Origin of the sequence: Pseudomonas sp. Irchel 3A7 (assembly GCF_900187565.1) — a bacterium.
Classification (GTDB): Bacteria; Pseudomonadota; Gammaproteobacteria; order Pseudomonadales; family Pseudomonadaceae; genus Aquipseudomonas.
In genome coordinates this window covers 151,054-164,390 of the sequence record NZ_FYED01000013.1, presented here as the reverse complement: position 1 = coordinate 164,390, position 13,337 = coordinate 151,054, and the positions used below count along the sequence as shown (strand labels likewise).

Annotated in this window: 12 protein-coding genes; 9 read left to right on the top strand and 3 right to left on the bottom strand. The window is 60.8% G+C overall.

Going from position 1 to position 13,337, the window contains the following annotated elements:
* Positions 1–2 precede the first annotated feature (2 nt).
* Positions 3–947: a choline ABC transporter substrate-binding protein gene (locus CKW21_RS21655; protein ID WP_095195951.1), complete on the bottom strand. Its 945-nt coding sequence runs from the start codon at positions 945–947 to the stop codon at positions 3–5.
* Between the two features lie 195 nt (positions 948–1,142).
* Between CKW21_RS21655 and CKW21_RS21650 the strand changes: the two genes are divergently transcribed.
* Positions 1,143–2,087 carry a GlxA family transcriptional regulator gene (locus CKW21_RS21650; protein WP_095195950.1) on the top strand — a complete coding sequence of 315 codons (945 nt, stop codon included), beginning with the start codon at positions 1,143–1,145 and terminating at the stop codon, positions 2,085–2,087.
* Positions 2,088–2,213: 126 nt separating this feature from the next.
* On the opposite strand, the gene CKW21_RS21645 is transcribed toward CKW21_RS21650, so the two are convergent.
* Positions 2,214–2,630 (bottom strand): DUF3010 family protein, encoded by a 417-nt coding sequence (locus tag CKW21_RS21645; RefSeq protein ID WP_095195949.1) that lies wholly within the window; start codon positions 2,628–2,630, stop codon positions 2,214–2,216.
* A 59-nt stretch (positions 2,631–2,689) separates the two neighbouring features.
* Entirely contained in the window at positions 2,690–3,091 is a 402-nt protein-coding gene (locus tag CKW21_RS21640) for a lysozyme inhibitor LprI family protein (protein ID WP_095195948.1), read from the bottom strand.
* 251 nt (positions 3,092–3,342) lie between these two features.
* Here CKW21_RS21640 and CKW21_RS21630 point away from each other — a divergent pair, with 251 nt between their 5' ends.
* The 8 genes from CKW21_RS21630 to CKW21_RS21595 all read left to right on the top strand — a co-directional run bounded on the left by CKW21_RS21630 (position 3,343) and on the right by CKW21_RS21595 (position 13,293).
* On the top strand, positions 3,343–4,320 hold the full coding sequence (locus CKW21_RS21630; protein ID WP_008019494.1) for a dipeptidase: 978 nt from the start codon (positions 3,343–3,345) through the stop codon (positions 4,318–4,320).
* 78 nt (positions 4,321–4,398) lie between these two features.
* Positions 4,399–4,929: a DUF5943 domain-containing protein gene (locus tag CKW21_RS21625; protein ID WP_095195946.1), complete on the top strand. Its 531-nt coding sequence runs from the start codon at positions 4,399–4,401 to the stop codon at positions 4,927–4,929.
* 15 nt (positions 4,930–4,944) lie between these two features.
* Positions 4,945–7,005 carry a dimethylglycine demethylation protein DgcA gene (dgcA, locus tag CKW21_RS21620; RefSeq protein WP_095195945.1) on the top strand — a complete coding sequence of 687 codons (2,061 nt, stop codon included), beginning with the start codon at positions 4,945–4,947 and terminating at the stop codon, positions 7,003–7,005.
* Between the two features lie 155 nt (positions 7,006–7,160).
* Entirely contained in the window at positions 7,161–9,107 is a 1,947-nt protein-coding gene (dgcB, locus tag CKW21_RS21615; protein ID WP_095195944.1) for a dimethylglycine demethylation protein DgcB, read from the top strand.
* On the top strand, positions 9,107–10,327 hold the full coding sequence (locus tag CKW21_RS21610) for an electron transfer flavoprotein subunit alpha/FixB family protein (protein ID WP_095195943.1): 1,221 nt from the start codon (positions 9,107–9,109) through the stop codon (positions 10,325–10,327). The genes dgcB and CKW21_RS21610 overlap by 1 nt, the downstream gene beginning before the upstream one ends.
* A 15-nt stretch (positions 10,328–10,342) precedes the next feature.
* The gene (locus CKW21_RS21605) at positions 10,343–11,113 is read left to right on the top strand and encodes an electron transfer flavoprotein subunit beta (protein WP_095195942.1); all 771 of its coding nucleotides are present in this window, start codon (positions 10,343–10,345) and stop codon (positions 11,111–11,113) included.
* A 144-nt stretch (positions 11,114–11,257) separates the two neighbouring features.
* On the top strand, positions 11,258–11,824 hold the full coding sequence (locus CKW21_RS21600) for a GNAT family N-acetyltransferase (RefSeq protein WP_095195941.1): 567 nt from the start codon (positions 11,258–11,260) through the stop codon (positions 11,822–11,824).
* Between the two features lie 332 nt (positions 11,825–12,156).
* Complete coding sequence (locus CKW21_RS21595) at positions 12,157–13,293, top strand: retropepsin-like aspartic protease (protein WP_256590295.1); 1,137 nt, start codon at positions 12,157–12,159, stop codon at positions 13,291–13,293.
* The last annotated feature ends 44 nt before the right edge of the window (positions 13,294–13,337 follow it).

Sequence of the window (13,337 nt, the reverse complement as noted above, 5' to 3'; positions counted from 1 at the left end):
GGTTACTTGCTGGTCAGCTTGAGGTTTTCAGCCGCGGGCTTGCCATCGAAGGTGGTCACGCCTTCGAGCCAGCGCTGCTTGTCTTGCGGGTGATCCTTGAGCCACTGTCTGGCCGATTCGAAGGCGTCCTTGTGATCCAGCAACGGCTGCATCATCCGGCTCTCGTCTTCGGCGGTGAACGTCAGGTTGCTCAGCAGTCGGCCAATGTTCGGGCATTGCTCGGAGTACTTCGGCGCGGTGACGGTCCAGACCGTGGCCATGCCTTCGTTCGGGCCGAGAGCGTCTTCACTGCCGGTGAGGTAAGTCATCTGCACGTTGACGTTCATCGGGTGCGGCGCCCAGCCGAAGAACACTACGGCTTCCTTGCGGCGCACTGCGCGATCCACCGCGGCGAGCATGCCGGCCTCGCTGGACTCGACCAGCTGGAACTTGCCGAGGCCAAACTGGTTCTTGGCAATCATCGCCTTGATCTGGGTGTTGGCGCCCGAGCCAGGCTCGATGCCGTAGATCTTGCCGCCCAGCTCTTTTTCGAACTTGGCAATGTCGGCGAAGGTTTTCAGACCCTTGTCGGCGAGGTAGGTCGGAACGGCAAGGGTGGCGCGGGCGTCTTTGAGGCTTGGTGCTTCAAGCACTTTGACCTGATTGGCGTCGACGAACGGGGTGATGGTCTGGGTCATCAGCGGGTTCCAGTAACCCAGGAACAGGTCCAGGCGCTGATCGCGGATGCCGGCGAAGATGATTTGCTGGGAGGCGCTGGTTTGTTTGGTGCTGTAGCCGAGGCCGTCGAGCAATACCTGGGTCATTGCACTGGTGGCGATAACGTCGGTCCAGTTCACTACGCCCATGCGCACGTTCTGGCACGACGCAGGTTCGGCTGCCATGACACTGGCGCTCAGCAAAGCGGTACCGCTGAGTGCAAGAACACAGCTGCTGATCAGTCGTTTCATCTCAGGATTCCTCGGCAGTTTCGTTATTGTGGGTCCGGTCGTCTTTGTGCGCCGGTGATGCCAAGTTACGCAGCTGTGCCCCCATAAAAGCGCACTGCGGCGACCGACTCTTGCACTGCAGCGACCTGCCCTCTTGAATGCCTGTTGCAAGTGGCGTATCAACGTCCTCACGCTACCTGCCATCGAGTGCGCTCCATGTCCCAGGATTTCTATTTCTTGTTGATGCCAGGTTTCTCGGCCATTGGATTTATCTCGGCCATCGAGCCGCTGCGGGTCGCCAATCGCTTTCGCGGCGAGCTTTATCGCTGGCATGTATTGAGTGCCGATGGCGGGGCGGTGCTGGCCAGTAACGGCATGTCGGTCAACGCCGATGCGGCGCTGGAGCCGCTGAGGAAAGGCGCGACGCTATTGGTGGTCGCCGGCTTCGAACCGCTGAAGTTCGCCACCCCGGCCCTGGAGCACTGGCTGCGTCGTCTGGACAACGAAGGCGTGACCCTTGGCGCCATCGACACCGGCAGTTTTATCCTCGCCGAAGCCGGTCTGCTCGATGGCCACCGCCTGACCCTGCACTGGGAAGCCATCGATGCCTTCAAGGAGTCCTATCCGCAGCTTAGCGTCACCCAGGAATTGTTCGAGATTGACCGTCGACGCATCACCTCCGCCGGCGGCACTGCATCGATCGATTTAATGCTGGATCTGATCGCCCAGGCCCATGGCCCGGAACTGGCGATCCAGGTCAGCGAACAGTTCGTGCTGGGCCGCATCCGCCCGCGCAAAGACCACCAACGCATGGAAGTCGCCACGCGCTACGGCATCAGTAACAAGAAACTGGTGCAGGTGATCGGCGAAATGGAGCAGCACAGTGAGCCGCCGCTGAGCACGCTGGAACTGGCGGAATCGATCAAAGTGACGCGCAGGCAGCTTGAACGGCTGTTTCGCCTGCATCTGAACGACACGCCAAGCAATTTCTACCTGCGGCTGAGGTTGGAAAAGGCGCAGCAATTGTTGCGTCAGACCGATATGAGTGTGTTGGAAGTGAGTATCGCCTGCGGCTTTGAATCGCCGTCGTATTTCACCCGTAGCTATCGGGCGAAGTTCGAGCGGTGCCCGAGGGAAGACCGGCGGACCGCGAAAGCCTGAACACCGAGAACACCTGTAGGAGCGAGCCCTGCTCGCGAAAAACGCCTGGGCGACGCGTTCATTCAGGCAGCACGCATGATCGTTAACGTCCATCGCGAGCAGAGCTCGCTCCTACAGAGTTGAAGGTTACTTTTTCAGGAGTGCCGAACAGGCCGCCTTGTAAGCCTCATGCTGATATTTGTTCAGCGTCCCCGGTAGCTCAAAACCGTGCTTCTTGGCCTGCGCGTTGATCGTCTGCGGCGACAGCAGCATCACCTCGCAATTCTCCAGCAACTGGAAAACTCCCTCGATCTTGAACGTGGTCGGCCCACCGGCGAATTCGCCTTTTTTGCTGCGCTTTTTGATCGCGATCCGATCTATCGAATTCTCGCGAACAAACGACGCGACCTGAGCGGCAAAGACTTTGACGTTGGCGGCTTCGTCGTCATCGTCCAGGGCGATTTTCTTGGTGGCGAGCGCGACGTGGCTCAGAGCCGAACCATCAAGGGCGGCCACGGCAATGATTGCTTCGCTGCCTTTGATTTCGATGCCGCAGATTTTCATGGTGAATCCCTTTTAGGTGAAGGCGTGCAGCCTACAGCTCAATTGAGTGAAGTTTGCATTTACTCCTGCCCAATCGACTCCAGAAACTCCGACCGCTCATCACTGATCCGCGCCACGCAATCATTTTGCGCAATGGTGAAGGCTTTGCTGCCGGCCGTAGCCGGGAAGGCTTCGACGGCGCAGTCGGCGTCGCGGGTTTTCAGCCATTGTTGCTGGGCGGTCTTGAGTTTGGCGGTGATGTCGGCCAGTTGCGACGGGTTCTTGCCATAGAGCGACTGCATGCGCTCGTTCAGGCTTTTGTAGTTTTCACTCAGCAGATCTTCGGCGGTGGTTTTGCTGAAGGCGGAGCATTCCAGGGTCTGGACGTCGTTTTCGACCTTGTCGCAGGGGTTGTCGTCGGATTCTTCCGCTGCGTGTACGCCGGTCGCAATCAGTGCCAAAGCCAGGAAGATCGATTTCATTTACGTCACCACCCCTTATTCGAGTAAAGCATCCAGTGAAGCATTCTTATGATGCGGCGAATTCTGGCCCATGCAGGCGGGCTTGAACAGGTCGCGGATTGTGCCTGGCGACGACCCTTTGTCGCGGATTGACGCTTTCGGCAAACCCCCTGTCGTTTTTGCACCCGGCTGCCCCGGTCCTCAGGCATATGCTGGCCCCAAAGCGCCGGCAGACGATTCGGCGCATGAATCGCTAATAAGGGGACAGCCTGATGAGCCCAGCCGAATTGCACGCCGACAGCATCGTTATCGACGGGCTGATTATTGCCAAGTGGAACCGCGAGCTGTTTGAAGACATGCGCAAGGGCGGTCTGACCGCGGCCAACTGCACCGTGTCGGTGTGGGAGGGCTTCCAGGCCACCGTCAACAACATCGCCGCCAGCCAGAAACTGATCCGCGAGAACAGCGACCTGGTGATCCCGGTGCGCACCACCGCCGATATCCGTAAAGCCAAAGAGCAAGGCAAGACCGGCATTCTCTTCGGCTTCCAGAATGCCCATGCCTTCGAAGACCAGATCGGCTATGTCGAGGTGTTCAAGCAGCTCGGCGTCGGTATCGTGCAGATGTGCTACAACACCCAGAACCTGGTGGGCACCGGTTGCTACGAGCGCGATGGCGGCCTGTCGGGCTTCGGTCGTGAAATCGTTGCCGAGATGAACCGTGTCGGCGTGATGTGCGACCTGTCCCACGTCGGCTCCAAGACGTCCGAAGAAGTCATCCTCGAATCGAAGAAACCGGTCTGCTATTCCCACTGCCTGCCGTCGGGTCTCAAAGAGCACCCGCGCAACAAGTCCGATGAAGAGCTCAAGTTTATTGCTGACCACGGTGGTTTCGTCGGCGTGACCATGTTCGCGCCGTTCCTGGCCAAGGGTATCGATTCGACCATCGACGACTACGCCGAAGCCATCGAGTACACCTTGAACATCGTTGGCGAAGACTCGATCGGTATCGGCACCGACTTCACCCAGGGTCATGGCCAGGACTTCTTCGAATACCTGACCCACGACAAAGGCTACGCCCGCCGTCTGACCAGCTTCGGCAAGATCATCAACCCGCTGGGCATCCGCACCGTGGGCGAGTTCCCGAACCTGACCGAGACCCTGCTCAAGCGCGGCCATTCCGAGCGCGTGGTGCGCAAGATCATGGGCGAGAACTGGGTCAACGTCCTGAAAGACGTCTGGGGCGAATAAGCCGCCGCACCCCTGAATCCTTTCCCCCGGCCGTCCGTGCCGGGGGCAACACCAAAATTTTTCTGGAGTTAAGTTTCCATGGCCAAGATCGCCCCGCAATTGCCTATCGAAGTCGACAGCGAAACCGGTGTCTGGACCTCCGACGCCCTGCCGATGCTGTACGTACCGCGTCATTTCTTCGTCAACAACCACATGGGCATCGAGGAAGTGCTGGGCGCCGAAGCCTATTCCGAAATCCTCTACAAGGCCGGCTACAAATCCGCCTGGCACTGGTGTGAAAAAGAAGCCGAATGCCATGGCCTGGAAGGCGTCGCGGTGTTCGAACACTACATGAAACGCCTGTCGCAACGCGGCTGGGGCCTGTTCAAGATCCAGGACATCGACCTGGACAAGGGGACGGCCAGCGTCAAGCTCGAGCACTCGGCGTTCGTCTACGTGTACGGCAAGGTCGGACGCAAGGTCGACTACATGTTCACCGGTTGGTTTGCCGGCGCGATGGACCAGATCCTCGCCGCTCGTGGCAGCAAGATCCGCACCGTGGCCGAGCAAGTCTACGGTGGCTCCGAAGAGGGCCACGAAGACGGCTTGTTCATCGTCAAGCCGTTGTAAGTCGAGGAACCCGCCATGGCTTTCGAAGCAATGTTCCAGCCGATCCAGATCGGCAAACTGACCATCCGTAACCGCGTGCTCAGCACCGCGCACGCCGAGGTCTACGCGACCGACGGCGGCATGACCACCGACCGGTACGTCAAGTATTACGAAGAGAAGGCCAAGGGCGGGATCGGCCTGGCGATTTGCGGCGGCTCGTCCGTGGTGGCCATCGACAGCCCGCAGGAGTGGTGGAGTTCGGTGAACCTGTCCACCGACCGCATCATTCCGCACTTCCAGAATCTTGCCGACGCCATGCACAAGCACGGCGCCAAGATCATGATCCAGATTACCCACATGGGCCGTCGCTCGCGCTGGGACGGCTTCAACTGGCCGACGCTGATGTCGCCGTCGGGCGTGCGTGAGCCGGTGCACCGTGCCACCTGCAAAACCATCGAGCCGGAAGAAATCTGGCGGGTGATCGGCAACTACGCACAAGCGGCACGCCGCGCCAAGGCCGGTGGCCTGGACGGTGTCGAACTGTCGGCAGTGCACCAGCACATGATCGACCAGTTCTGGAGCCCTCGGGTCAACAAGCGTACCGACGAATGGGGTGGCAGCTTCGAAGGCCGCATGAAGTTCGGTCTGGAAGTCTTGAAAGCCGTGCGCGCCGAGGTCGGTGACGATTTCTGCGTGGGCATGCGGATCTGCGGTGACGAGTTCCACCCGGATGGTTTGTCCCACGAAGACATGAAGCAGATCGCCCAGTATTACGACAACACTGGGATGCTGGATTTCATCGGCGTCGTGGGCTCGGGTTGCGACACCCACAACACCCTGGCCAACGTGATTCCGAACATGAGCTACCCGCCGGAGCCGTTCCTGCACCTGGCCGCCGGCATCAAGGAAGTGGTCAAGGTTCCGGTGCTGCACGCGCAGAACATCAAGGACCCGAACCAGGCCACCCGTATCCTGGAGGGCGGTTACGTCGACATGGTCGGCATGACCCGCGCGCACATCGCCGACCCGCACCTGATCGCCAAGATCAAGATGGGTCAGGTCGACCAGATCAAACAATGCGTCGGCGCCAACTACTGCATCGACCGTCAGTATCAAGGCCTGGATGTGTTGTGCATTCAGAACGCGGCGACCTCCCGTGAGTACATGGGCGTGCCGCACATCATCGAAAAGACCACCGGCGTGAAACGCAAGGTGGTGGTGGTCGGTGCGGGTCCTGCGGGGATGGAAGCCGCCCGTGTAGCCGCCGAACGTGGCCACGACGTGACCCTGTTCGAGAAAAAGGAATTCATCGGCGGGCAGATCACCACGGCGTCGAAAGCGCCGCAGCGTGACCAGATCGCCGGTATCACCCGCTGGTATCAGCTGGAACTGGCACGGTTGAAGGTCGACCTGCGCCTGGGCACCGCGGCAGACGTACCGACCATCATGGACCTGCGTCCGGATGTGGTGGTACTCGCCGTCGGCGGCCACCCGTTCATCGAGCAGAACGAACACTGGGGCGCGGCTGAAGGCCTAGTGGTCAGCAGCTGGGACATCCTCGATGGCAAGGTGGCACCGGGCAAGAACGTGCTGGTCTACGACACCATTTGCGAATTCACCGGCATGTCGACCGCGGATTTCATTGCTGACAAAGGCAGCCAGGTCGAGATCGTCACCGACGACATCAAGCCAGGCGTGGCGATTGGCGGTACGTCGTTCCCGACTTACTACCGCAGCATGTACCCCAAAGAAGTGATCATGACCGGGGACATGATGTTGGAGAAGGTTTACCGCGAAGGCGACAAGCTGGTGGCGGTGCTGGAAAACGAATACACCGGCGCCAAGGAGGAGCGGGTGGTCGACCAGGTGGTCGTGGAAAACGGCGTGCGTCCGGACGAAGAAATCTACTACGCGCTGAAGGAAGGCTCGCGCAACAAAGGCCAGATCGACGTCGAAGCCTTGTTCGCGATCAAGCCGCAGCCATGCCTGGAACAGAGCGGTGATGGCTACCTGCTGTTCCGCATCGGCGACTGCGTGGCCCAGCGTAACGTACACGCGGCGATCTACGACGCGTTGCGGTTGTGCAAGGATTTCTAACGGCTTGCAGTAAACCCTGTGGGAGCGAGCCTGCTCGCGAATGCAATCTGTCTGCCGATGTTGATGTCGACTGACCCACCGCTTTCGCGAGCAGGCTCGCTCCCACAGACGTCGCCGACCAAGATTCTCCAAGTTGTACTGGCGGGAGCTCCACCATGTTGAACACCCTTCTTCCAATCCTGTTGTTCGCTGCCCTGGGCCTCGCGGTTCTGGGCGCGTTGCGGCGGGTGGCCATGTGGCGCCGGGGCCGTGCCTCGAAGGTCGACCTGATCGGCGGCCTTTTCGCCATGCCCAAGCGCTACATGGTCGATTTGCACCATGTGGTGGCGCGGGACAAATACATTGCCAACACCCACGTCGCCACGGCCGGTGGCGCGGTAGCGTCCATCGTGCTGGCGATTCTGGTGCATGGTTTCGGTCTGCATAACCGCTTCCTCGGTTATGCGCTGCTGTTGATGTCGGCGGTGATGTTCGTCGGCGCGGTCTTCGTGTACCTGCGTCGGCGCAACCCACCTTCGCGCCTGTCGAAAGGCCCGTGGATGCGCTTGCCGAAAAGCCTGATGGCGTTCTCGGTGTCGTTCTTCCTGGTGACCCTGCCGGTGGCAGGCATCCTGCCGGAAAACTTCGGCGGCTGGCTGTTGGCCGTAATACTTGGCGTCGGCGTGTTGTGGGGCGTGTCGGAATTGTTCTTCGGCATGACCTGGGGCGGGCCGATGAAGCACGCCTTCGCCGGTGCCCTGCACCTGGCCTGGCACCGTCGCGCCGAACGCTTTGGCGGTGGTCGTTCCACCGGTCTCAAACCCTTGGACCTGAACGACTCGGCCGCCCCGCTGGGCGTGGAAAAACCCAAGGACTTCACCTGGAACCAACTGCTCGGCTTCGACGCCTGCGTGCAGTGCGGCAAGTGTGAAGCCGCGTGCCCGGCGTTCGCCGCCGGTCAGCCGCTGAACCCGAAAAAACTGATTCAGGACATGGTCGTCGGCCTGGCCGGTGGCACCGATGCCAAGTTCGCCGGTAGCCCTTATCCAGGCAAGGCGATTGGCGAACACGCCGGCAACCCGCATCAACCGATCGTCAACGGTCTGGTGGATGCCGAAACCCTGTGGTCGTGCACCACCTGCCGCGCTTGCGTCGAGGAATGCCCGATGATGATCGAGCACGTCGATGCCATCGTCGACATGCGTCGTCATCTGACCCTGGAAAAAGGCGCGACCCCGAACAAGGGCGCCGAAGTCCTGGAAAACCTGATCGCCACTGACAACCCGGGCGGTTTCGCACCGGGTGGGCGGATGAACTGGGCGGCGGACTTGAACCTCAACCTGCTGAGCGAGAAGAAATCCGTCGACGTGCTGTTCTGGGTCGGCGACGGTGCTTTCGACATGCGCAACCAGCGCACCTTGCGCGCCTTCGTCAAAGTGCTCAAGGCCGCAAAAGTCGACTTCGCCGTGCTGGGCCTCGAAGAACGCGACAGCGGTGACGTGGCCCGTCGCTTGGGCGACGAAGCGACCTTCCAGTTGCTGGCTAAACGCAACATCCAGACCCTGGCCAAGTACAGCTTCAACCGCATCGTGACTTGCGATCCGCACAGCTTCCATGTGCTGAAAAACGAATACGGCGCCTTCGACGGCAACTACCTGGTTCAGCACCACAGCACCTACATGGCGGAAATCATCGAGGCTGGCGCGTTGAACCTCGGCCAGCACAAGGGTGACAGCGTGACGTATCACGACCCGTGCTACCTCGGCCGCTACAACGGCGAATACGAGGCGCCGCGTCAGGTACTGCGCGCCCTCGGCATCGAGGTCAAGGAAATGCAACGCTCCGGTTTCCGTTCACGCTGCTGCGGCGGTGGCGGCGGTGCGCCGATCACCGACATTCCAGGCAAGCAGCGGATTCCCGACATGCGCATGGAAGACATCCGTGAGACGGGTGCCGAACTGGTGGCCGTGGGTTGTCCACAGTGCACCGCGATGCTCGAAGGCGTGGTCGAACCACGGCCGCTGATCAAGGACATTGCCGAACTGGTGGCTGACGCGCTGCTGGAGGACCAGGTCCCAAAGTCGTCCACCCCGGCCAAACGTGAACCTGCGGAGGTGCACTGATGAGCGACATTATCCGCCGCGACCCCCGCGCCGAATGGATCGCCCGTAACCGCCTGCACCCGCTGCACGCGGCCATGCAACCGGCGCAACACAGCTGGATGGGGCCGAACGGCGTCATCCGCAAGAATCCCCATGGCATTGGCTTCATCGGGCCGAACGGGATCAAACGTATCGACCGCAGCGGCGCGCAACAGGGCGGGTCGGCCAAGCGCTCGGCCGCCGTTGAAGTGCAATTGCCGCTGCATCAAGTGCCAGCGCCGGCGTTCTACATTTGCGTGGTGCCGGACATGGTCGGTGGCCGCTTGAGCAGCCACGACAAGGACTTGCTGGGCCTGGCCCATCAACTGGCCGGCAAGGACGGCGCGGTCCTGGCCGTGGTCTTCGGCGAACACAAGGAAAGCGCGTTTGCCACCGCCGGCGTCGATCGCTTGCTGGTGCTCGAAGGCGACGAGTTCAGCGGTTATGCACCGGAACAACGGGTCCAGGGCCTGCGGGCTGTGGATAACCAGTTCAGCCCGCGTCACTGGCTGCTGCCGGATAGCCGCAGCGGTGGTGGTGAATTGGGTCGACGCTTTGCCGCCGCCCTGGGCGAGCGCCCGGCCACGCGGGTCTGGCAGGTCAAGGATCAGGAATGCATCGGCCGTGCCGGTGCTGGCTTGCAAGACCTGGCGCGCCCGGTCGCACGCTTGATTCTGGCCGCCGTCGAATGCGCCGAGCCGGTCAGCGAAACCCGTCACGAAGCCTTGCCAATGGAGTTATCCACAGCCGTCGCGCGCAGCTTGTCGCGCATCGAGGATCTGGGCGCGGTGGCGGTGGACCCGGCAGCGATTCCCATGGCCGAGGCCGAATTCATCTTCTCCGGTGGCAACGGCGTCAAGGACTGGGATCTGTTCCACCAGGCCGCTGCAGCGCTTGGCGCCACCGAAGGGGCATCCCGGGTGGCGGTGGACGATGGCTTCATGGCCCGTGACCGCCAGGTTGGCGCGTCCGGTACCTGGGTCACCGCACGGGTTTACGTGGCGGTGGGGATTTCGGGGGCGATCCAGCACCTGCAAGGCATCGGTGCCTGCGACAAGGTGGTAGCGATCAACCTCGACCCCGGCTGCGACATGATCAAACGGGCCGACCTGTCGGTGATCGGCGAGAGTGCCGAGATTCTTCGGGCCTTGATCGACGCGGTAGCGGCCTACCGCAACGACGCCAAGCGCGATGCGGCTTAAGGGAAGGAAAGGGTTATGAGCACGAAAATCATCAGCCTGGTGTCCATCGGCGCCCACCCGACGTCCGGTCGACCCCGTCGCGCGGAACAAGATGCGCGGGCGGTGGAGCTGGGTCTGCAACTGGCTGGGGATAACTTGCAAGTGCTGCACGCCGGCGACGTTGCCGAGCCAGCGCTGCGCGCTTATCTGGGCATGGGCCTGGAACAGCTCCATGTGCTGGAACAACCGGAAGGCGCCGATGCACTGCCGGCGCTGACCGCGTATTTGCGCGATGCCGGTGCCCAGGTGGTGCTGACCGGCAGCCAGGCGGAAACCGGTGAAGGCTCGGGCATGTTGCCGTTCCTGTTGGCCGAAGGCCTGGGCTGGCCGCTGGTGGTGGGGCTGGCGCAGGTCGAGTCCATCGACGGTGGCTCGGCGCTGGTGCTGCAAGCCTTGCCTCGTGGCCAGCGTCGTCGGCTGAAGGTGCGCCTGCCGTTTCTGGCGACTGTGGATAACGCTGCGCCCAAGCCACGCCAGAGCGCCTACGGTCCAGCGCGGCGCGGGGTGTTGCAGGCCGATGAAGTGGAGGTCATCGATGATGAACTGCTGGTGGTGGCCACCCTGCAACCGGCCAAACCACGGCCAAAACGCTTGAAAGTGATCAAGGCCAAGAGTGGTGCCGACCGAATGAAAGCCGCTACGGCGAAAGCCAGTGGCGGTGGTGGACAAGTGCTCAAGGGCGTTACGGCGCAAGCTGGGGCTGAAGCGATCCTCAAGTTGCTGATCGAAGAAGGCGTGGTTCGCTGACCAACAATCACCCAGATCCAATGTGGGAGCGAGCCTGCTCGCGAAGGGGGCGTGTCATTCAGCATTCAATTTGGCTGACCCACTGCAATTCGCGAGCAGGCTCGCTCTCACAGGGTGTCGTGTCACCTAATTGATGGGAAAACAATGGCAGTTGAATTTCGTTCGGCAGTGCGCGCCGATGCGCGAGAGATTGCGCGTTTGTTCCAGATTTCATCCGAGGGCGCTTCAGATTACATCTGGAGCCAGATCGCCGAACCCGGCCAGGATCTGCTCGACGTCGGCGCCCTGCGCTACGCCCGTGACGATGTGGATTTTTCCTGGCAGAACTGCCTGATCGCCGAGGCACATGGGCAGGTCGTGGGCATGATGCACAGCTACGTGATGCGCCACGATCCATTCGCAGCGCCGGTAACCGATCCAGTATTGGCGCCTTACGCCACGATGGAAATCCCCGACACCCTCTACATTTCCAGCCTGGCGCTGCATGAGGGCTGGCGTAACCAGGGGTTGGGCAAGGTGTTCCTGGCGTATGCCTACGACCGTGCCAACCAGCTCGGGCTCAATGGCCTGAGCCTGATCGACTATGCCGCCAACACCGGTGCCCGGCGCTTCTATGAGCGCCATGGCTTCCGTATCGTCGATACCTGCACGATCACACCGCATCCAATGATTCGGGTGACGGGTGAGGCCTATCTGATGTATCGGCCCTAGCGCCGCTTTGCCCGCAATGGGTCCCTGTAGGAGCGAGCTTGCTCGCGATGGACGTCAACGATAACGCGGGCAACCTGAATGAACGCGTTGTCTCAACCGCCATCGCGAGCAAGCTTGCTCCTACAAGAAGCCCGCCCGTGGATGAGTGCGTTGAGCTACATTTTTACTGTGCGCTGGTCAGGGTGAAGCACACTGTTACGGAGTTCTGAGAGGTTCAGCGCAAATCATAAAACCTGGTTTTTATGAATGGGTTGGCCATGAAGCCTGTAACGCTGTTGCTGCTTCTCGCATGGGTTACGGCCGTATCTGCGGGAGCGGTGGAGGGTGCCCGGATGAACGCGCCTGAGCGGCGCTACGAGCCCGAGCAGGACTTCTATCAATGGCTGGGCTCCGATCAGGGGCGTAAAGCCTCCCTTGCCCAAATGCGCCAACGCTGCGACCGCGTGCTGGATGCCAGGAAGAGCCTGGACTGTTCAGTGTCTGTGGTCGCCCGCATGTTCGAGGTCAAGGCCGCCAATCAGTTGCCGGATTACTACCGGGCGATCAAGCGCAAGCACGCTCGGGCCATTGAGGCCGATCCGGAGCTGAAAGTGTTGTTTTCAATGTTCGGCGCTCAGTCGCTATCAACCCTGAAGACAACCGGCGATTTCACGGTGAAAAGAACCTCGCGGCGCGAGGTGCTCAGGATTCATCCGTATTCCAGCGACTATTTCATTGCCCAAGAGGTGTTGCCGTTCATCGATGTCGACGCGGCCAACGGTCACTCGGCACGTTTCGTTCTCGATACCGGTGCGCCGCAAACCCGGGTCAATCAAGACACCGCGAAGCTGATGGGGATCAGGTTGTTGACCGACTCCCACTATGCCTACAGCACGTTTTATGGAGAGCGTGATCTGTCCGCCCGACTGGGCATACTCGACGCCATCAAGGTAGGCGGCAGCGAATTCAGGAACGTGCTGGTGTTTGTCAGCGATCGGGACAACTTGCTGGGACTGGACCTGATCAGCAAGCTGGGGCGGCTTAAAATCACCCGTAAAACCCTCGAACTCAATTCCGCACCGCCCGCCCGCTGTGAATCGCCGATTGTGTATAGCCGCCTGGATATCAACCAGCGACTGGTTATCGCTGCACGGCTGGATTCCCGCGCCACGCAGGCGATTGTCGACACCGGTAACGTCGATTACCTGACGTCGGCTTCACCTGGGGATCAGGTCAATGTTCACAGCGCCGGCAACTGGCCCTTGAGTGTTGACGAAAAGCAGCGCTATCAAACGTTCAAGGGCCTCCTGAAATTGCCGGGCACCACCCTGGCAACCACCTACAAATACTACCCGGACTTCACTATTCCACCGTCGTGGGTGCTTGGCCGCTATGTACCGTCGATTTTGATGGGATGGCGTGCATTCGATGACTTTGTGCTGCATCTGGATATCGAGGCGGGGCGATCGTGTTTGAACAAGATTGGATAAGTACGGGCGGTTTTGATGTGTTTACCCACAATGCCTGTTGGCGG

Bases quoted from the DNA above. Each gene is read 5' to 3' on its own strand.
- CKW21_RS21655 (WP_095195951.1), bottom strand. From the start codon at position 947: ATGAAACGACTGATCAGCAGCTGTGTTCTTGCACTCAGCGGTACCGCT.
- CKW21_RS21650 (WP_095195950.1), top strand. From the start codon at position 1,143: ATGTCCCAGGATTTCTATTTCTTGTTGATGCCAGGTTTCTCGGCCATT.
- CKW21_RS21645 (WP_095195949.1), bottom strand. From the start codon at position 2,630: ATGAAAATCTGCGGCATCGAAATCAAAGGCAGCGAAGCAATCATTGCC.
- CKW21_RS21640 (WP_095195948.1), bottom strand. From the start codon at position 3,091: ATGAAATCGATCTTCCTGGCTTTGGCACTGATTGCGACCGGCGTACAC.
- CKW21_RS21630 (WP_008019494.1), top strand. From the start codon at position 3,343: ATGAGCCCAGCCGAATTGCACGCCGACAGCATCGTTATCGACGGGCTG.
- CKW21_RS21625 (WP_095195946.1), top strand. From the start codon at position 4,399: ATGGCCAAGATCGCCCCGCAATTGCCTATCGAAGTCGACAGCGAAACC.
- dgcA (WP_095195945.1), top strand. From the start codon at position 4,945: ATGGCTTTCGAAGCAATGTTCCAGCCGATCCAGATCGGCAAACTGACC.
- dgcB (WP_095195944.1), top strand. From the start codon at position 7,161: ATGTTGAACACCCTTCTTCCAATCCTGTTGTTCGCTGCCCTGGGCCTC.
- CKW21_RS21610 (WP_095195943.1), top strand. From the start codon at position 9,107: ATGAGCGACATTATCCGCCGCGACCCCCGCGCCGAATGGATCGCCCGT.
- CKW21_RS21605 (WP_095195942.1), top strand. From the start codon at position 10,343: ATGAGCACGAAAATCATCAGCCTGGTGTCCATCGGCGCCCACCCGACG.
- CKW21_RS21600 (WP_095195941.1), top strand. From the start codon at position 11,258: ATGGCAGTTGAATTTCGTTCGGCAGTGCGCGCCGATGCGCGAGAGATT.
- CKW21_RS21595 (WP_256590295.1), top strand. From the start codon at position 12,157: ATGAACGCGCCTGAGCGGCGCTACGAGCCCGAGCAGGACTTCTATCAA.